14 protein-coding genes are annotated in these 19,857 nt (G+C 41.0%); 13 read left to right on the top strand and 1 reads right to left on the bottom strand.

Features of this window, described 5'->3' with window-relative positions:
• Positions 1-14 precede the first annotated feature (14 nt).
• The 4 genes from infB to rpsO all read left to right on the top strand — a co-directional run bounded on the left by infB (position 15) and on the right by rpsO (position 4,523).
• Complete coding sequence (gene infB / locus H5114_RS01970) at positions 15-2,660, top strand: translation initiation factor IF-2 (protein ID WP_124017635.1); 2,646 nt, start codon at positions 15-17, stop codon at positions 2,658-2,660.
• 66 nt (positions 2,661-2,726) lie between these two features.
• A complete protein-coding gene (gene rbfA / locus H5114_RS01965) occupies positions 2,727-3,158 on the top strand; it encodes a 30S ribosome-binding factor RbfA (RefSeq protein WP_124017634.1) in 432 nt (143 codons plus the stop codon).
• A complete protein-coding gene (gene truB, locus H5114_RS01960) occupies positions 3,158-4,111 on the top strand; it encodes a tRNA pseudouridine(55) synthase TruB (RefSeq protein ID WP_124017633.1) in 954 nt (317 codons plus the stop codon). The genes rbfA and truB overlap by 1 nt, the downstream gene beginning before the upstream one ends.
• Positions 4,112-4,253: 142 nt before the next feature.
• Positions 4,254-4,523: a 30S ribosomal protein S15 gene (gene rpsO / locus H5114_RS01955; protein ID WP_124017632.1), complete on the top strand. Its 270-nt coding sequence runs from the start codon at positions 4,254-4,256 to the stop codon at positions 4,521-4,523.
• 558 nt (positions 4,524-5,081) lie between these two features.
• Here rpsO and H5114_RS01950 read toward each other — a convergent pair.
• On the bottom strand, positions 5,082-7,118 hold the full coding sequence (locus tag H5114_RS01950; protein WP_124017631.1) for a bifunctional diguanylate cyclase/phosphodiesterase: 2,037 nt from the start codon (positions 7,116-7,118) through the stop codon (positions 5,082-5,084).
• Between the two features lie 397 nt (positions 7,119-7,515).
• Here H5114_RS01950 and pnp point away from each other — a divergent pair, with 397 nt between their 5' ends.
• The 9 genes from pnp to H5114_RS01905 all read left to right on the top strand — a co-directional run bounded on the left by pnp (position 7,516) and on the right by H5114_RS01905 (position 19,845).
• Entirely contained in the window at positions 7,516-9,612 is a 2,097-nt protein-coding gene (gene pnp, locus H5114_RS01945) for a polyribonucleotide nucleotidyltransferase (RefSeq protein WP_124017630.1), read from the top strand.
• A gap of 143 nt (positions 9,613-9,755) precedes the next feature.
• Positions 9,756-10,667, top strand: a complete 912-nt coding sequence (nlpI, locus tag H5114_RS01940) for a lipoprotein NlpI (protein ID WP_182697864.1) — start codon at positions 9,756-9,758, stop codon at positions 10,665-10,667.
• A gap of 76 nt (positions 10,668-10,743) precedes the next feature.
• On the top strand, positions 10,744-12,324 hold the full coding sequence (gene prfC / locus H5114_RS01935) for a peptide chain release factor 3 (protein WP_124017628.1): 1,581 nt from the start codon (positions 10,744-10,746) through the stop codon (positions 12,322-12,324).
• 288 nt (positions 12,325-12,612) lie between these two features.
• Entirely contained in the window at positions 12,613-13,374 is a 762-nt protein-coding gene (locus tag H5114_RS01930; protein WP_182722044.1) for a TatD family hydrolase, read from the top strand.
• Between the two features lie 177 nt (positions 13,375-13,551).
• Positions 13,552-14,814, top strand: coding sequence for a NupC/NupG family nucleoside CNT transporter (locus H5114_RS01925; RefSeq protein ID WP_182697867.1), 1,263 nt, complete (start codon positions 13,552-13,554; stop codon positions 14,812-14,814).
• 355 nt (positions 14,815-15,169) lie between these two features.
• Positions 15,170-16,009: an outer membrane protein OmpK gene (locus H5114_RS01920; RefSeq protein WP_124017625.1), complete on the top strand. Its 840-nt coding sequence runs from the start codon at positions 15,170-15,172 to the stop codon at positions 16,007-16,009.
• Positions 16,010-16,384: 375 nt separating this feature from the next.
• Positions 16,385-17,158 carry a deoxyribose-phosphate aldolase gene (deoC, locus tag H5114_RS01915; protein WP_124017624.1) on the top strand — a complete coding sequence of 258 codons (774 nt, stop codon included), beginning with the start codon at positions 16,385-16,387 and terminating at the stop codon, positions 17,156-17,158.
• 126 nt (positions 17,159-17,284) lie between these two features.
• Positions 17,285-18,616 carry a thymidine phosphorylase gene (deoA, locus tag H5114_RS01910; RefSeq protein ID WP_124017623.1) on the top strand — a complete coding sequence of 444 codons (1,332 nt, stop codon included), beginning with the start codon at positions 17,285-17,287 and terminating at the stop codon, positions 18,614-18,616.
• 11 nt (positions 18,617-18,627) lie between these two features.
• Complete coding sequence (locus tag H5114_RS01905) at positions 18,628-19,845, top strand: phosphopentomutase (RefSeq protein WP_124017622.1); 1,218 nt, start codon at positions 18,628-18,630, stop codon at positions 19,843-19,845.
• The last annotated feature ends 12 nt before the right edge of the window (positions 19,846-19,857 follow it).

Genomic DNA, 19,857 nt, shown 5'->3' with positions numbered 1-19,857 from the left:
GGGGGATTTAATTGATGGCAGATACAAGTGTAGAAAAATTAGCAGCGGAAGTGGGAAAATCAGTTGATCGATTAATCGAACAATTCTCAGATGCTGGTATAAGCAAAAAACAACTCGATACTGTTTCAGAAAAAGAGAAGCAACAGCTTCTTGATTTTCTAAAAAAACAGCATGGTGCAGATTCAGTACCGACTAAAATGACATTGCAACGTAAAACCGTGTCTACGTTAAGTGTTGCAAGCACTGGCGGTCAGTCGAAAGACGTTAAAGTAGAAGTACGTAAGAAACGTACTTTTGTTAAGCGTGATGATGCAGAATTAGCCAAACAAGCTGAATTAGAAGCTCAAGCAAAAGCCAAAGCAGATGCTGAAGCTCAAGTAAGAGTGGAAGCTGAAGCAAAAGCAGCGGCAGAAGCGAAAGCTAATGCTGAAGCAAAGAAAAAAGCGGAAGCAGAAGCCAAATTGAAATCAGAAAAAGTAAAGTCTGAACCTAAAGTAACTAAAGTTGCTGACCCAGAAACTGCAGCAGCAAAAGCTGAAGCCGAGCGTTTAAAAGCGACTCAAGAAGCTGTGTTAACTCAGAAGCAAAAAGATGAAGCCGCCAAAGCAGCTGAAACAGCACGTCTACTTGCTGAAGTAAACTCAAAGCGTTGGGCTGAAGAAGAACGTCAACGTTTAGATGCAGAAAAGAACGGTGATCACCATATCACCACATCTAAAGTTGCTCGTGCAGCTGAAGACAGTTCTGATGCCGATGATGAAAAACGTGGTCGTCGTGCTCGCAACAAAAATGCCAACAAAAAACGTGGCGGAAAAGATGCGCGTGACGGTCGTGAAAAACACATGCGTAACCGCAGCACAGCACCAGAATCTATGGCGCACGGTTTTAATAAACCCGCTGCAGCAGTGAGTCGTGATGTACGCATCGGTGAAACCGTAACTGTATCTGAATTAGCGCATTTAATGGCAATCAAAGCCACTGTTATCATCAAGCAAATGATGAAAATGGGCTCTATGGTGACGATTAACCAAGTACTTGACCAAGAAACCGCTCAAATGGTTGCTGAAGAGTTAGGTCATAAGGTTGTGCTGATTCGTGAAAATGAGCTTGAGCATCAAGTACTAAAAGATCGCGATGACAACATCCAACTAGAGTCTCGTGCTCCTGTTGTGACTATCATGGGTCACGTTGACCATGGTAAGACGTCATTACTTGATTATATCCGTCGTGCGAAAGTTGCTGCTGGCGAAGCCGGTGGTATTACTCAGCATATTGGTGCATACCACGTTGAAACTGAAAACGGCATGATCACTTTCCTTGATACTCCTGGTCACGCGGCGTTTACGTCAATGCGTGCTCGTGGTGCTAAGGCGACTGATATTGTTATTTTGGTTGTTGCTGCCGATGATGGCGTAATGCCACAAACGATTGAAGCGATTCAACATGCTAAAGCGGGTAACGTACCGTTAATCGTAGCTGTTAACAAAATGGATAAGCCAGATGCTGATCCAGAGCGTGTTAAGAGTGAGCTGTCTCAACATGGCATCATGTCAGATGATTGGGGCGGAGATAACATGTTCGTTCACGTATCAGCCAAAACTGGTATGGGCGTTGACGAATTGTTAGAAGGTATCTTACTTCAATCTGAAGTATTAGAACTTAAAGCAGTACGTGATGGTATGGCTGCGGGTGTTGTTATTGAATCACAACTTGATAAAGGTCGTGGCCCTGTGGCAACTATCTTGGTTCAAGAAGGTACGTTACGCCAAGGTGATATCGTTTTATGTGGTTTAGAGTACGGTAAAATCCGTGCGATGAAAGACGAAAATGGTCATTCAATTACTGAAGCGGGTCCTTCTATTCCGGTTGAGATTTTAGGTCTCTCTGGTGTGCCTTCTGCGGGTGATGAAGCCACTGTTGTCCGTGATGAACGTAAAGCTCGTGAAGTCGCTTTATATCGTCAAGGTAAATTCCGTGATGTTAAGTTAGCGCGTCAGCAGAAGTCTAAACTAGAAAACATGTTTGCCAACATGGAAGAAGGCGAAGTACAAGAGCTTAACATCGTACTTAAAGCTGATGTTCAAGGTTCTCTTGAAGCGATTTGCGAATCTTTAGCTAAACTGTCAACAGCTGAAGTTAAAGTGAACATTATTGCTCGCGGTGTTGGTGCATTAACCGAAACCGACGCAACATTAGCCGCTGCTTCAAATGCGATCCTTGTTGGTTTCAACGTCCGTGCTGATGCTCAGGCTCGCAAAACCATAGATTCAGAAAGTGTCGATTTACGTTATTACAGCATCATCTACAACCTAATTGATGAAGTTCGTGCTGCAATGACAGGTATGTTAGCACCTGAGTTTAGACAAGAAATTATCGGCCTTGCAGAAGTTCGTGATGTATTTAAGTCTCCTAAAATCGGCGCTATTGCAGGTTGTATGGTTACCGAAGGTATCGTTAAACGTAGCGCACCAATTCGTGTATTACGTGACAACGTAGTTATCTTCGAAGGTGAACTTGAGTCTTTACGTCGCTTTAAAGATGATGCTCCTGAAGTGCGTAATGGCATGGAATGTGGTATCGGTGTTAAGAACTACAATGACGTCCGAGTGGGCGATCAAATTGAAGTGTTCGAAACAGTCGAAATTGCTCGCACCTTATAAGTACCAATGGAAGGGCGGCTTTAGCCGCCCTTTTTGATTGTAGACCTAACGATATGGCATATCATCATGGCAAAAGAATTTAGTCGTACACGTCGCATTGCGCAACAGCTCCAGCAAGAACTTGCTATGGTGCTGCAACGCGATATGAAAGATCCTCGCATTGGTTTCATTACCGTAAACGATGTCGACGTTTCACGTGATTTAAGTTATGCAAAAGTGTTTGTGACCTTCTTTGAAGAAGACACAGAACTTGTTCAACAAAAAATTGATGCACTCACTGTTGCTGCACCTTATGTTCGTACTTTGGTTGCTGGGCGTATGAAATTACGCGTCATGCCTGAATTACGCTTTATTTATGATAGCTCACTGGTAGAAGGCATGCGCATGTCTAACTTAGTAACCCAAGTCATTAATAAAGATAAAGCCAAGCAACAGCAATTTACTCCAGAAGTCTCTGATAACAGCGAGTCTGTTGACGGTGAAAAGGAGCAAGATTAATGGCTCGTCGCCCTAAAGGTCGCTTCATCGACGGAATAGTATTACTCGATAAAGATACTGGCATGAGCTCTAACTTTGCTCTGCAAAGAGTTAAGCGCTTTTTTAATGCCAATAAAGCGGGCCACACAGGAGCTTTGGATCCGCTAGCAACAGGAATGTTGCCTATTTGTCTTGGAGAAGCGACTAAGTTCTCTCAGCATTTATTAGACTCGGATAAACGTTATCTGGTGACGGCTAAATTGGGTGAGCGCACTGATACGAGTGATTCAGATGGCGAAGTCGTTCAGACGCGTCCTGTTAATTTTACTCAAGCACAACTCGATGAGAAACTGGCCTTTTTTCGTGGCACAACGCAACAAGTACCATCAATGTATTCGGCATTAAAATACCAAGGCCAGCCTTTGTATAAGTATGCACGTGAAGGCATTGAAGTACCTCGTGAGTCTCGACCAATCACTGTTTTTGAGCTTAATTTTATCAAGCTTGAAGGTGATGAGTTAACCCTAGATATTCATTGTTCTAAAGGGACTTACATACGGACCATTATTGATGATTTAGGTGAAATGTTGGGATGTGGTGCACATGTTATTATGCTGCGTCGTACTCAAGTTGCCGAATATCCGTATGAAAAAATGGTCACCTTAGCGCAATTAGAAGCGCTACTTGAGCAAGCTCATAGAGATGACGTTGCGCCTCAAACTCTGATGGACCCATTATTATTACCAATGGACACCGCGGTCGCTAATTTCCCTGAAATTAACTTGCCAGAGGCGATGCTATATTACGTCATGCAAGGCCAGGCTATTCAGGCTGCTGGACTTAAGCCTGATGAATTAGTGCGTATCACTATTGGTGATGAACGTCGGTTTGTTGGTATGGGCATCATGAATGATGATGGCTTATTAGCACCAAAGCGTTTGATTGTGATCCATGATAATGCTCCTGCAGAGTAATCAGTCGGAGTTGTTGTTTGCTTTTACTGATAAATAATCGAATTTATATTGCGGTTAACCATCAATCTGGTTAAAATGCTGCCCTCGCTCTGGCTGAGTTAGTGATCGGCTTGAGATACATTTACTTTTTTTGGAGATACACATGTCACTAAGTGCTGAAGCAAAAGCAAAAATTTTAGCTGATTTTGGTCGCGGCGAAAACGATACAGGTTCAACTGAAGTTCAAGTAGCTTTGTTAACTGCTCAAATTAACCACCTTCAAAGTCACTTTAAAGAGCACATCCATGATCACCACTCTCGTCGTGGTTTATTACGTATGGTTAGTGCACGCCGTAAGCTTTCTGCTTACTTAAAGCGTACTGACGTAGCACGTTACACTGCTATGATCCAGAAGTTAGGTTTACGTCGTTAATTCGACACTTGGCTTACTTTAGTAGGCTGATTAAACCATAAAAAAGGAGGCTAATCGCTTCCTTTTTTATTGCCTAAAAATGCTTGTTTTTAGCCCATCCTTTCACTGACCAGTTCTCATAATCATTTGTGGTTGTTTTTTAGTCATACTTTGATTGATCACATCTGTATCGATATTGTTATATCTACCGAAATAGCCTTTAAGGCTTGGATAAATAATGGCCGTTGATCATGACTACATTCAACAAGAGTTAATGGGCACTTAACCGCACTTTAATCACTCCAGAGCAACTTCATCTATGTTTGTCTTTAGGATATTTTGCTCAGCTTTAAGTCTTAAAATTATTAAGAACTGAAAGAAAAAAGAATTGTGGGTTGTAATCAGCCTAAGCTTGGGTAACAAATACCTCGCCAATAGCCCTTTGCCCTACTAACTTAGTTGATTGCACTTAATAAGGGAAAAGGGGCCTTTAACAGGATTATTAGCCGCTAAATGATACTTTGCCGCTTATGGGTAAACCGCTGACGAGATAGGTTTACTGTGGCTTATACAGAGTGTTTAAGCATGAATGACTTTAGCTGTATTACTGATAATATATTTCTCTTCAAACTCGGCTAACGGCAGTGGTTGGCTAAAGTAAAAGCCTTGACCAATCTCACATTGATTTTCTTTGAGCCATTCAAGTTGTTGAATATTTTCAATACCTTCAGCAACAATGGTCAAATCAAGTTGACGACCCAACATTAAAATAGTCGATGCGATTGCACTATCTTCAGGAAGATCACTTACAAAGGCACGATCAATCTTCATTGTTGTTATTGGCAAGTGACGTAGATAGGATAATGACGAGTATCCTGTGCCAAAGTCATCCACCGCAATACCAAAACCGGCAGATTTAAGCTGTTCTAATTTAGTCACTGCTTGTTCAACATCATTCATCAGCGATGTTTCGGTAATTTCAATTTCCAGTAATTCAGGACGTATCTGGTATCGAATTGCCAGTTGCTTGATGTCGGGTACTAAACTGGCATCAGCGAATTGCTGCGATGCCACGTTCACCGCAATAGGGATCTCATAATTGTATTTACGTTGCCATTCTCGGATCACTTTGCAGCTTTGCTCGATAACCCAACGGCCAATTGGGATAATAATTCCGGTTTCTTCGGCCACAGGGATAAAAGACATCGGACTTATCAATTGACCGTCTTTTTGCCAACGAATAAGGGCTTCACATCCGACGACTTTGTTGGTTTTTAAATCAAATTTAGGCTGAAAATATAATAAGAATTCGTTGTTTTTCAATGCGTCGTGTAATGAGGCTTCTGTGCGAAGTCTTATTGCCGCACGTTCAGTCATTTGTTGCTTGAAAAATGACCACTGATTAGAGCCAGCCGCTTTAGCGCTGTACATGGCGATATCGGCATGACGAATTAGGTCTTCCGCAGTGATACCGTCTTCGGGATATATAGAAATGCCTATCGATGCCGCGGGATGAATTGCGTGCTCATTAAGCTGGATTGGAGTATTTAATTGAGCGAGTAATTTATCAACAAAGTCTGCCGCTTGTGAAGGTGTTTGGATCTCATCGGCTAAGATAACAAATTCATCACCGCCAAGACGAGCCACGCTGCCTCTGTCACCCACCACTCGTTCTAATATACGCGCAATACGCGCCAGAAACTGATCACCTATGGCATGGCCTAAGGAGTCATTAATATTTTTAAAGCGATCCAAGTCAATGAAGAGTAGAGCAAAATTTCGTTTGTGGACTCGAGAGCGTTGAATGGTGACATTCAATGTCTCTAATAATAAGGTCCTGTTTGGTAAGCCCGTTAATGGATCTCGGGTTGCCATTTTGCGCAGCTTATTTTGAGTTTGACTGAACTGCAATAATATTTGATTAAACTTACTGGTCACCAGTCCTAACTCATCATCTTTATGAGCTTTTGACATAGGTAACAGGTTTTCGTCAGGATAATCAGGATCAATTTTGTCAATTGCTTCGCTAATCCGAGCAATCGGTTGAGTGAGAAAACGATGAAACACTACGGTCAATACTAATGTGAGTAATAATGCTCGAGCTAATGTTGCGATAAGTCCAAGTTGTAATTGATTAAACAGTTTCGTGGTCAGCTTTTGGGTATCGTAAAAAATCGTTAGGGTGCCAATAAGCTGTTGTTGTTTGTTTCCTTCAAAATAGAAAGGACGATACAGTGGACGGGCGATTTCTTTTAGATCCCCAAACAGACGATTACTTAAGGAAACATAAGCTTTTGAGGACTCTCCGGTTTCATTTACCTCAGACACAAACAATGAACCATCATCGAGTTCGATGACTGCAGAGCCAACATTATCGACTTTTATAATGCCTTCTAGGGTTTGACTGGCAAGTTTATCATCTAACGACCATACCGCGTTGGTAGTGGTTTGTTCGACGGAATTGAGCAGCTCTTGTTGTGCCGCGGTAAGCTGTTGTTTAGCGGTAACAACGACGAGTGCTATTTCGATGATAAAAATAGCAACAGCAAAAAACAAAGCAGTAAAAACTACTAAGTTAGTTTGTTTCCATGTGAGAGACTTAAAACGAGCCGTCATGTATTATTCCATGTCATCTAAGTGACTTTTCACGTTAAATTTGCAGTTTAACAGCCTAAAACTACAAGAATTTATACTCAATATAAATTAAATCGCCAATAGGGCGAATTAATTAGTTAACTTTCACAAAAAATAATAATACTTATTACTACGACTTTAGTTAAATTCATCTCTGTTGTCATTAATAATCAAGCCAAATAGTGAACCTCATGTCATTTAATCGGCGTAAACTCGCTCATCACTGTCAAAATCGTTTGTTAATGCTGTGATCTCATCTAGGAAAATGATTATTTAAAACATTTTCTCATTCTGTATCGCGCGTCTATTTAACTATTCGGTGTAATTGAAGTATACTTGTGCGCGTAATTAAAGGTCATTAAATTAAGGAATGGGTCACGTGAATCCAATTGTAAAGAGTTTTGAGTATGGTCAACATACAGTCACCTTAGAAACAGGTGTTATTGCACGTCAAGCAGATGCTGCAGTTTTAGCAAGCATGGGCGATACCACAGTATTAGTTACTGTAGTTGGTAAAAAAGTAGCGGATTTAAGCCGTGACTTCTTCCCGCTAACTGTTAACTATCAAGAAAAAACCTATGCTGCAGGTAAAATCCCTGGTGGTTTCTTCAAGCGTGAAGGTCGTCCTTCAGAAGATGAAACTCTGATTGCACGCCTTATTGACCGTCCTATTCGTCCTTTATTCCCTAACGGTTTTAAAAACGAAGTTCAAGTTATCATCACTGTGGTGTCTGTTGACCCACAAATTGAGCCAGACATTGTTTCAATGATCGGTACCTCTGCTGCATTAGCTATTTCTGGTATTCCTTTCAGCGGTCCACTAGGTGCGGCGCGTGTTGGTTATATCAACGATGAATATGTCCTTAACCCAACGGTTGATCAGCTTGCAACAAGCTCATTAAACTTAGTCGTTGCGGGTACTAAAGCTGCTGTATTGATGGTTGAATCTGAAGCGAAAGCGCTTGCAGAAGAGATTATGCTAGGTGCGGTGACTTATGGTCATGACCAACAACAAGTCGTTGTTGATGCTATTGCTGAGTTCAAAGCAGAAGCTGGCAAGCCAACATGGGATTGGACTGCACCAGTTCAAGATCAAGTGTTAGTTGCTAAAATCAAAGAGCTTGCAGAAGCTGGCATGACAGAAGCTTATCAAATTGAAGTTAAGCAAGATCGTTATGTACAAGTTGGCATCGTTAAAGCGGCTGCCAAAGCGGCATTAGTGGCTGAAAACCCAGATGTTGATACTCGCGAAGTAGACAATCTACTTGGCAGTCTAGAGAAAAATGTTGTTCGCGGACGTATTATCAGTGGCAAGCCACGTATCGATGGTCGTGAACCAGATATGATTCGCGCATTGAGTGTTTTAGCCGGTGTACTTCCACGTACTCACGGTAGTTCATTGTTTACTCGTGGTGAAACTCAAGCTTTAGTTACCTGTACTCTAGGTACTGAACGTGATGCACAAAAGATTGATAGCATCATGGGTGAGCGTACTAATCGCTTTATGCTTCATTATAACTTCCCTCCGTATTCTGTTGGTGAAACAGGTATGGTTGGCTCACCTAAGCGTCGCGAAATTGGCCATGGTAAGTTAGCATGGCGCGGTATGAATGCCGTTATGCCTTCTGCTGAAGAATTCCCATACAGCATTCGTGTTGTATCTGAAATTACTGAATCTAACGGTTCAAGCTCAATGGCTTCTGTATGTGGTACTTCATTAGCATTAATGGATGCCGGTGTACCGATTAAATCATCTGTTGCTGGTATTGCGATGGGTCTTGTTAAAGAAGGCGACGATTTTGTTGTACTTTCTGACATCTTAGGTGATGAAGATCACTTAGGTGATATGGACTTTAAAGTAGCCGGTACTCGTGATGGTATTACTGCATTGCAGATGGATATCAAAATCGAAGGTATCACTAAAGAGATCATGGATATTGCACTGCAACAAGCTTATGGCGCACGTGTTCATATTCTAAACGTAATGGATCAAGCTATTGGTTCACATCGTGACGATATTTCTGCTCACGCTCCACGTATTACCACAATCAAGATCAACCCAGAGAAGATCCGTGATGTGATTGGTAAAGGCGGCGCAGTAATTCGTGCTCTAACTGAAGAGACTGGCACAACTATTGAACTTGATGACAATGGTACTGTGAAAATTGCCTCTTCAAATGGCGAAGCTACCAAAGAAGCGATTCGTCGTATTGAAGAAATCACTGCCGAAGTTGAAGTGGGTCGTATCTATAACGGTAAAGTTATCCGTATCGTAGATTTCGGTGCATTTGTTAACATTCTACCTGGCAAAGATGGTTTAGTGCATATTTCACAAATCAGTGATGAGCGTGTTGCTAACGTATCTGATCACCTAGAGATGAACCAAGAAGTTGCTGTTAAGGTAATGGAAGTGGATCGTCAAGGTCGCGTAAGACTGTCAATTAAAGAAGCTCAAGCAAAAGAAACTGCTGAGTAATTTTTTAAAGTTTAACGACAAAAAAGGAGACCATTTGGTCTCCTTTTTTTATCTATCGAAAAATAATCGTTAATGCACATGGCTCTTAGATTGCCAGATTGCTATGATGTTGAATATTAATAGAACCTGATAAGGTAAAGCGGATGGAATGTAAGCTACGCACCACAATCGTTGCCGTTGTTGTTGGTGCAAGTATGATGTTGTCAGGTTGTGCTGCAACGTTAGGTTCAAATGATGATACTGCAGGGCAGATGATTGTTGCTCCTGTCATGCCAGACTATAAGTTAGAAGTGACGCTGGCAAAGCTAAATGAAATTTTGGCTACCATGGAATTAACTGACGAACAGCGTGCACGTTTTCATTATGATCGCGGCGTCATATATGACAGTGTAGGACTGCGTTTACTGGGTCGAATTGATTTCCATCAAGCATTAAAGTTGCAACCCGATTTAGCGGATGCATATAATTTCTTGGGTATTTATTATACTCAAGAAGGTGAGTTTGACAGTGCCTATGAAGCATTTGATGGGGTACTGGAACTGTCACCAAACTATGATTATGCCTTCTTAAATCGTGGCATCGCGTTATATTATGGCGAGCGTTACCAATTAGCTGTGAGTGACATGCAAGCGTTTTATGATCGAGACCCTACTGATGGTTATCGTGTACTTTGGCTCTATTTGATGGCTTCAGAGGTCGATAAAAATAACGCGTTAATCGATTTAGCGACGCAACGAAAACAATTAAATAATCAACAATGGTCAAGTGTGTTGGTTGATTTTTACTTAGGTAAAATGAGTCAAGAGCAAGTATTTTCAGCGGCGAAAGTGGGCTTGTCTCAACCAAAAGAATATGCAGAGCGTTTATGTGAAGCGTATTTTTACTTAGCTAAGCATGCTGCTGCAAATGGCCAATATCAGCAAGCTGCTAATTTTTATCGGTTAACCTTAGCGACCAACATTTATGATTTTGTTGAACATCGTTATGCCAGAATTGAATTAGCTAAAATGAAAAATATAATACTACAGTCTTCCGAATTATCCTCGAAAAGCTAAAAAACACTTTGCCTAGCCAATTCTGCCGATAGGCGCTATAATTTGCGCCTTTTTTAGCGGCTAGTGCAAGGTTAACATGTCAGGCAATAAAGTTGAGGTCGACAAGCGTCGTACCTTCGCCATCATTTCGCACCCCGATGCGGGTAAAACCACCATCACCGAAAAAGTACTTTTATTCGGAAATGCCTTACAAAAGGCTGGAACGGTAAAAGGCAAAAAGTCTGGTCAACATGCTAAATCTGACTGGATGGAAATGGAAAAAGATCGTGGTATTTCTATTACCACCTCTGTTATGCAGTTTCCTTACGGTGGCGCACTAATCAATTTACTTGATACACCTGGTCACGAAGACTTTTCTGAAGATACTTATCGTACCCTGACTGCGGTCGACTCGTGTTTAATGGTGATTGACTCCGCTAAAGGTGTTGAAGATCGAACCATTAAATTAATGGAAGTGACCCGTTTACGCGATACGCCTATTGTGACGTTTATGAATAAATGTGACCGTGATATTCGCGATCCTATAGAGTTAATGGATGAAGTTGAAGCGATTTTAAAGATAGCTTGTGCTCCTATTACTTGGCCGATTGGCTCAGGTAAAGAGTTCAAAGGTGTATATCACATTTTACGTGATGAAGTTATTTTATACCAAAGTGGTATGGGTCATACCATTCAAGAAGAACGTATTATTAAAGGATTACACAATCCTGAGCTTGATAAAGTACTGGGTTCTTATGCGTCTGAAATTCGTGATGAAATGGAGCTGGTTGCTGGTGCTTCACATGAATTTGATCAACAAGCCTTTCTTAAAGGTGAGCTGACCCCTGTTTACTTCGGTACAGCCTTAGGTAACTTTGGTGTCGATCATATTCTAGACGGTATCGTCGAGTGGGCACCTAAGCCGTTACCGCGTGAAAGTGATGCACGCAACGTGACGCCTGATGAAGAAAAGTTCTCAGGATTTATCTTCAAAATTCAAGCCAACATGGACCCTAAACACCGTGACCGTGTTGCTTTTATGCGTGTTTGCTCGGGTCGGTATGAGCAAGGTATGAAAATGCACCATGTTCGCATTGGTAAAGATGTTAATGTCAGTGATGCATTAACCTTTATGGCAGGGGATCGTGCCCGTGCTGAAGCGGCATATCCTGGTGATATTATTGGATTACATAATCACGGCACCATGCGTATTGGTGATACCTTTACCCAAGGCGAAAAGTTTCGCTTTACGGGTGTACCTAACTTTGCTCCAGAAATGTTCCGCCGTATTCGCTTAAAAGATCCACTGAAACAAAAGCAGCTCCTCAAAGGACTAGTGCAATTATCTGAAGAAGGCGCTGTGCAGGTCTTTAGACCTCTAGACTCTAACGATTTAATTGTTGGAGCGGTTGGTGTGCTGCAGTTTGAAGTGGTTGTTGGACGCTTAAAAAGTGAATACAACGTCGAAGCCATTTACGAAGGTATCAGTGTGAGTACTGCTCGCTGGGTGTATTGCAAAGATGAACGTAAACTAGAAGAGTTTCGTCGTAAGTGTAGTCAGAATTTAGCCCTTGATGGTGGTGATAATCTTACCTATATTGCGCCTACTATGGTGAATTTAAACCTATCAATGGAACGTTATCCTGATATTGAGTTTGCCAAAACTCGAGAGCATTAATTGTTATAGTAAATGTTTCAGGTATGTTAACAAAAGGTGGCTTTGCCGCCTTTTTTATTACTATTTTTAAGTAGATATTTGACTTAACAAAGCTGTTTTTAAGCTTTTATTGGTAACATCTTGGCAAAATTTCATCTTATGGAACGCTGAGATGACGTTGACACAGAAAAATAAATTCAGTTGTGCACCAAGGATGAGCGATCATGGGCGTGGTATGTCAATATATGAGTCTATTGTCACTTAACATGATATCCGTAATTAATATCAGTAATAGCAGAGCGTGATCTTATGATTGATACCCATGCACATCTCGACATGGCAGAGTTTGATAATGATAGAACACAATTATTTGATGCTATGCATGAAAGTGGTATTACTTCGGTTATTTTACCGGGAGTATCAGCAGAAAAGTGGCAGCAGCAAATTCATATTGCAGATAAATTTGATTGTTATTTTTCGCTTGGAATTCATCCTTGGTTTGTCCCAGACGACATTGATGCAGCGATAATGAAGCTTGATACAATGTTACAGCAATATAGCAATAATAAGCGTTTGGTGGCGATTGGAGAGTGTGGCCTAGATAAATTGCATCACTGGTCAGATAACCAATTGTTGTTACTTGAAAAACAATTATTACTGGCACAAAATTATCAATTGCCTGTCATTTTACATGCCGTGAAAGCGCATCAACAATTATTGACAATGTTAGCGCGTTTTAAATTGATAAAGGGTGGTGTGGTGCATGGTTTTTATGGCAACAGTGATATAGCCAAACGCTATGTTTCGCTCGGTTTTAAATTAGGTGTTGGTGCTTTAATACTCAATCCTAGTGCGAAAAAGCTCCGTGAAACAGTGGTTAATTTACCCCTAGAACACTTTTTATTAGAAACAGATTCACCTAGCATGCCTCCGTTTGATCAACCTAAATCACGAAATACTCCCCTTATATTGCCTCGAATTGTGTCCGAAATCGCATTTTTAAAGAAAAAAACCACTGTCTGTATATTAGAACAGTTGAATAAAAATGCTTTGCAACTGTTTGAGCTTTAATTGTTTTTTTATGAACACAACATTATTAATTGTTTTTAATGTCGTAAGGGTTTGAAATTAAAGTTTAAAAACTTGATCAAAACGACGCTTTTCGTTTCACGCTCAGTTATAATCGTCAGCGGAAATTAGGTGAGTTAACAACATTCAAAAAAACTGTTAACAAAAGGGTGATGATTAATGGATATAATAATGAGTTTAGTAGGGGTGGTCACCTTACTATTGATAGGTTTTGCACTATCAAATAATAGAAAAGCAATTAATGTTCGTACTGTTGGTGGTGCTTTAGCTATTCAAGCATTCTTCGCAGGTTTTGTTTTATATGTTCCAGTCGGTAAAGATATTCTGAAAGGTGTTTCAGATGCGGTATCAAGTGTGATTAGTTATGCACAAGCCGGTACTAGCTTCTTATTTGGTGATTTAGCTAACTTTAAAGTTGGTTTTATTTTTGCCATCAACGTATTACCTGTCATTATTTTCTTCTCTTCTCTAATTGCAGTGCTTTACTATTTAGGCATTATGCAGTGGGTTATCCGTATTATCGGTGGCGCTTTACAAAAAGCACTCGGTACTAGCCGCACTGAATCAATGTCAGCAACAGCGAACATTTTCGTTGGTCAAACTGAAGCACCATTAGTTGTGCGTCCGTTTATTGCGACAATGACACAATCTGAATTATTCGCCATCATGGTGGGCGGTCTAGCTTCTATTGCAGGTTCTGTATTAGCTGGTTACGCGCAAATGGGTGTTCCAATTGCATATTTAGTTGCTGCATCATTCATGGCTGCTCCTGGTGGTCTGTTAATGGCTAAATTGATGCACCCAGAAACAGAAGCAGCTATCAACGAAATGGACGATTTACCAGATGATCCTGATAAGCCAGCAAACGTGTTAGATGCTGCTGCTTCAGGTGCTGCATCAGGTATGCATTTAGCATTAAACGTTGGTGCTATGTTGATCGCATTCGTTGGTTTAATCGCCATGATCAACGGTATCATCGGTGGTGTAACGGGTTGGTTCGGTTTAGAGGGTATTACTCTTGAACTCATCCTTGGTTATATCTTTATGCCTTTAGCATTCTTAATCGGTGTACCTTGGAATGAAGCGCTTGTTGCTGGTTCTTTCATCGGTCAAAAGATTGTAGTTAACGAATTTGTTGCTTACTTAAATTTTGCTCCGTATCTACTTGATGCTTCAGCAGAAGGTTTCAAAGTTGTAGCAGAAACTGGTGTCATGATGTCTGACCGCACTAAAGCGATTATCTCTTTCGCCCTATGTGGTTTTGCTAACTTATCTTCAATTGCAATTTTACTTGGTGGTTTAGGTGCTATGGCTCCTTCACGTCGCCATGACCTTGCTAAATTAGGTATCCGTGCTGTTATCGCTGGTTCATTAGCTAACTTAATGAGCGCGACATTAGCCGGTTTATTCTTAGCTATCTAAGAGTAAGTCCAGGGGGAATACCCCAATAACTGGGTCTTTAGCTTAATCCATATTAAAGACCCAGTTTATAATAAAGTTGTTATTGATTTTGTGTTAATCCACCGTTTCCCAATACGAAGTTATGCCGTTTTATTGATTGCGAAAGAGGATGTATTAAATCCTCTAGTCAAAATTAAAATGTCAAATTGTGAATAGAGTGTAGACAAATAGTCGCGACATTGTTCACAAAAAAGAATTTTGTATTCGTTTTTTATCGATTAAATATTGAGATTAATATCAGTAACGGTAAAATGCGAATGATTAAAAAAGAAGTGCTATCCACGAAGATAGTTTAATAATATACATGGGGTTGATGATGAAAAATGTAAAAATGTTAGCTTTAGCCGGTGCAACAGTTGCTGCTATTTCTGGTAATGCTTTTGCTGCAGACCGCAGCGATCTTCACGGTACTGATTACAAGTGGATGCAGTTTAACGCTATGTACTCTATCGGTGAAAAGCCAGATAACCCAGCTTCAGGTGATCAACATAACTACCTAGAAATGGAGTTTGGTGGTCGTTCTGGTGTTGTAGATTTATACGGTTATGTTGATGTATTCAACTTAGCTAATGAAACGTCTGACAATGGTGACAAGAACCCAGGTTCTGGCACTAGCAAATTGTTTATGAAGTTTGCTCCACGTTTCTCTATCGATGCTATCACAGGTAAAGATTTATCTTTTGGCCCAATCCAAGAAGTATATTTCTCTACTTTGTTTAACTGGGATGGTCTTAACGGCGAAGGCGTTAACTCTACATTCTGGGGTGTTGGTGCTGACGTAAATGTACCTTGGTTAGGCAAAACTGGTATGAACCTTTACGGTTTCTACGACATGAATGCTAAAGAGTGGAACGGATATCAGTTCTCAGCTAACTGGTTCAAACCTTTCTACTTCTTTGATAACAAGAGCTTCTTGTCATTCCAAGGTTATGTTGATTATCAATTTGGTGCAGACGCAGTTGACGACATGTTCGTTCCTAAGACTTCAAGCGGTGGTAACATCTTCTTTGGTCTATACTGGCACTCAGATCGTTACGCTCTTGGTTATGGCTTAAAAGGCTTCAAAGACGTATACCTACTTGAAGATGAAGGCGGAATCGTTGGCCTAGAATCTACAGGTTGGTCACATTACCTAACAGCAACTTACAAGTTCTAAGATAGGTATAGTGCATGTTAGAGTCGCATTTGCGGCTCTAACTTTTCCACTATAAGACAGCCGCGAATTTTTATTTAAAACTATTAAGTTAACAATATTTTTATATAAAGGTTTGTACTCTACAAAGTTGTATCTTTACGCGCTAAAATGGATTTTTCGCGGAATTGTTGAAACAAATGTCTTTGTTTTTTCTTTTCCGGTCTTCAAGGATTCAAGTCGTGGTACTCGTTATCAGATTGAATACTTAGGTTAGTAAATATTATCTAGATTTACTGGCAACACTGAAGGCCCGGCCATAATAATAATCATATGCCCATTCTATAGTGTTGCCTGAAAAAAATTATCGACTTTGATTTTTCGTTTCGGAGAGCAATTATGACTGATTTAAAAAAAGCAGCGTTACGCGGTATTTCATTAATGGATTTAACCACATTAAATGACGATGATACCGATCAAAAAGTGATCGACTTATGCCATAAAGCGAAGTCTGCTGCTGGTAATACAGCTGCGATTTGTATTTATCCTCGCTTTATTCCTATTGCACGTAAAACCCTTAATGAGCTTGATTGTGAAGACATTAAGATTGCGACTGTGACTAACTTCCCACACGGTAATGATGATATCGCTATCGCTGTATTAGAAACTCGTGCTGCCGTTGCTTATGGTGCCGATGAGGTTGATGTTGTATTTCCATACCGTGCATTAATGGAAGGTAATGAGACTGTTGGCTTTGAACTGGTTAAAGCGTGTAAAGAAGAGTGTGGTGATGATGTATTGTTGAAAGTCATTATCGAATCTGGTGAGTTAAAAGATCCTGCTCTTATTCGTAAAGCTTCTGAATTATCAATTGATGCTGGCGCTAACTTTATTAAAACATCAACCGGTAAAGTGGCGGTTAATGCCACTCTTGAAGCGGCTGAAATTATGTTGACCGTGATCAGCGAAAAAGATCGTCAAGTTGGTTTTAAGCCTGCTGGCGGCGTGCGTGATGCGGCTCAAACAGCAGAGTTTTTAGATCTGGCTGAGCGTATTTTGGGTGCTGATTGGGTTAGTCCACAGACTTTCCGCTTTGGTGCTTCTAGCTTATTAAATAGCTTGCTGCATACATTAGAGCTAACTGAAGCACCGAAACCGACTTCAGGTTACTAATTGGCATAATGTATTAACAGCCACTTTGCATAACGAATCATCGTTATGCAAAGCGTCATCATTGAATGACATTCTTGATATTAATGGCGATCCTAAAGGTGTTGGATTGCCTCATGGGGACTCTATATGTTTCTTGCTCAAGAGATTATCCGTAAAAAACGTAACGGTGATGCATTAAGCACTGCCGAAATTCAATTTTTTGTAGATGGCATCACTCATAACACTGTTTCTGAAGGGCAAATTGCCGCATTTGGTATGGCTGTGTATTTCAAAGATATGAATATGGATGAGCGAATTGCCTTAACGATTGCAATGCGTGATTCCGGCACTGTATTAAATTGGGATTCACTCGGCCTTAATGGCCCTATTATTGATAAGCACAGCACTGGTGGTGTAGGCGATGTCATCAGCCTAATGCTTGGTCCTATGGCTGCGGCATGTGGTGGTTATGTACCAATGATTTCTGGCCGAGGCTTAGGCCATACTGGTGGAACGTTAGATAAATTTGATGCTATTCCTGGTTATCAAACTGAACCTTCAAGTGAATTATTCCGCAAAGTCGTTAAAGACGCTGGTGTGGCCATTATTGGTCAAACTGGTGATCTAGTCCCTGCCGATAAACGTTTTTATTCAATTCGCGATAATACCGCAACGGTTGAGTCAATCTCACTTATTACCGCATCTATTTTGTCTAAAAAATTAGCCGCAGGACTAGACGCTCTCGCAATGGATGTCAAAGTGGGCAGCGGGGCATTTATGCCTACCTATGAAGCATCTGAAGAATTAGCCCGCAGCATTACTGCCGTTGCTAATGGCGCAGGTACCAAAACAACGGCATTGTTAACTGACATGAACCAAGTTTTGGCATCATGTGCTGGTAATGCTGTTGAGGTGCGTGAAGCGATAAACTTTTTAACGGGTCAATATCGTAATCCTCGTTTATATGCTGTCACCATGGGATTATGTGCCGAAATGCTCATTTTGGGTGGTATTGCACAGAATGAAGCGGAAGCGCGTAATAAGCTAAATGCTGTATTAGATAATGGTAAAGCAGCTGAAGCTTTTGCTAAAATGGTATCTGGTTTAGGTGGCCCAACCGATTTTGTTGAGGCATATGATAAGTATCTACCTCATGCGAAAATCATTCGCCCTGTGTATGCCAATACATCAGGTTTTGCATACCAAATGGATACCCGAGAACTTGGTTTAGCCGTCGTCACCTTAGGTGGTGGACGTCGCAAACCTGGTGATGCACTCGATTACAGTGTTGGATTAACCCAAGTATGTGCATTGGGCCAGGAAGTTAACAAAGATGTACCGTTAGCGATGATCCATGCTCAATCTGAAGATGCTTTCGCCGAAGCTGCCGCAGCTGTCCAACAAGCCATTATTATTGGCGACAGTGCGCCACAGAAGACGCCTGAAATATATCGTTATATTCGCGCTTCAGATTTATAAGGAAACACATAATGAAACGTACTTTTATTTTAATGCTCGACTCTTTTGGTGTCGGTGCTGCAACTGATGCCGATAAGTTTGGTGATCTTGGCTCTGATACCTTTGGTCACATCGCGCAAGCTTGTGCTGATGGCAAAGCGGATATCGGCCGTCAAGGTCCATTGAAGTTACCTAATCTTGCTCGCTTTGGCCTAGGTCATGCTGGTTTTGAAAGTACTGGTAAATTTGCTGCTGGATTTGCTGATAACGTCGAAATCATCGGTGCTTATGGCCATGCTGACGAATTAAGCTCGGGCAAAGACACGCCAAGCGGTCACTGGGAAATGGCAGGGGTTCCTGTTCTTTATGAGTGGGGGTATTTTAGTGATTTAACCAACTCATTTCCTAAAGAACTCACTGATAAAATTCTTCAACGTGCTGGTTTAGATGGGTTCTTAGGCAATTGCCACGCCTCGGGGACTCAAATTCTTGAAGAGTTAGGCCTAGAGCACATGAAAACAGGCAAGCCTATTTTCTACACCTCTGCAGACTCTGTATTCCAAATAGCGTGTCATGAAGAAAGTTTTGGCTTAGAAAATTTATACAACTTGTGCAAAATAGCCCGTGAAGAGTTAGAACCTTATAATATTGGCCGTGTGATCGCCCGTCCATTTATTGGTACTAGTGCTGCTGATTTTGCCCGTACCGGTAATCGTCATGATTATGCCGTATTACCTCCAGCACCGACCGTATTAGATAAGCTGAAAGATGCCGGTGGTGAAGTGGTTAGTATTGGTAAGATTTCTGATATTTATGCTCATAGTGGTATTACGCAGCAATTTAAAGCGACCGGACTTGAAGAGTTATTCGATGAAACCTTAGCACAAATTAAACGTGCTGGTGATAACACTATAGTGTTTACTAACTTTGTTGATTTTGACTCTCATTATGGTCACCGTCGCGATACCGCTGGTTATGCTAAAGCTCTTGAATACTTTGATTCACGTTTACCTGAACTCTTGGCTATTCTACAACCTGAAGATTTAGTCGTGTTCACCGCTGATCATGGTTGCGATCCTACTTGGGTTGGCACTGAGCATACTCGTGAGCGTGTTCCTGTTCTTGCCTATGGCGCCGGTTTATCTGCCGGTTCACTAGGTCGTCGTCAATCTTTTGCCGATATCGGTCAATCTATTGCGAGTTATTTCAAGCTAGAACCGATGGATTATGGTAAATCTTTTATTAATTAGTCACATTTTCAA

The organism is Shewanella sp. SR43-8 (assembly GCF_014163775.1).
Classification (GTDB): Bacteria; Pseudomonadota; Gammaproteobacteria; order Enterobacterales; family Shewanellaceae; genus Shewanella; species Shewanella vesiculosa.
This window is presented reverse-complemented; position numbering and strand designations above follow the sequence as displayed.

What these genes read in the sequence shown, in the direction of transcription:
- infB (WP_124017635.1), top strand. Translation starts at nt 15, where the DNA reads ATGGCAGATACAAGTGTAGAAAAATTAGCAGCGGAAGTGGGAAAATCA.
- rbfA (WP_124017634.1), top strand. Translation starts at nt 2,727, where the DNA reads ATGGCAAAAGAATTTAGTCGTACACGTCGCATTGCGCAACAGCTCCAG.
- truB (WP_124017633.1), top strand. Translation starts at nt 3,158, where the DNA reads ATGGCTCGTCGCCCTAAAGGTCGCTTCATCGACGGAATAGTATTACTC.
- rpsO (WP_124017632.1), top strand. Translation starts at nt 4,254, where the DNA reads ATGTCACTAAGTGCTGAAGCAAAAGCAAAAATTTTAGCTGATTTTGGT.
- H5114_RS01950 (WP_124017631.1), bottom strand. Translation starts at nt 7,118, where the DNA reads ATGACGGCTCGTTTTAAGTCTCTCACATGGAAACAAACTAACTTAGTA.
- nlpI (WP_182697864.1), top strand. Translation starts at nt 9,756, where the DNA reads ATGGAATGTAAGCTACGCACCACAATCGTTGCCGTTGTTGTTGGTGCA.
- prfC (WP_124017628.1), top strand. Translation starts at nt 10,744, where the DNA reads ATGTCAGGCAATAAAGTTGAGGTCGACAAGCGTCGTACCTTCGCCATC.
- H5114_RS01930 (WP_182722044.1), top strand. Translation starts at nt 12,613, where the DNA reads ATGATTGATACCCATGCACATCTCGACATGGCAGAGTTTGATAATGAT.
- H5114_RS01925 (WP_182697867.1), top strand. Translation starts at nt 13,552, where the DNA reads ATGGATATAATAATGAGTTTAGTAGGGGTGGTCACCTTACTATTGATA.
- H5114_RS01920 (WP_124017625.1), top strand. Translation starts at nt 15,170, where the DNA reads ATGAAAAATGTAAAAATGTTAGCTTTAGCCGGTGCAACAGTTGCTGCT.
- deoC (WP_124017624.1), top strand. Translation starts at nt 16,385, where the DNA reads ATGACTGATTTAAAAAAAGCAGCGTTACGCGGTATTTCATTAATGGAT.
- deoA (WP_124017623.1), top strand. Translation starts at nt 17,285, where the DNA reads ATGTTTCTTGCTCAAGAGATTATCCGTAAAAAACGTAACGGTGATGCA.
- H5114_RS01905 (WP_124017622.1), top strand. Translation starts at nt 18,628, where the DNA reads ATGAAACGTACTTTTATTTTAATGCTCGACTCTTTTGGTGTCGGTGCT.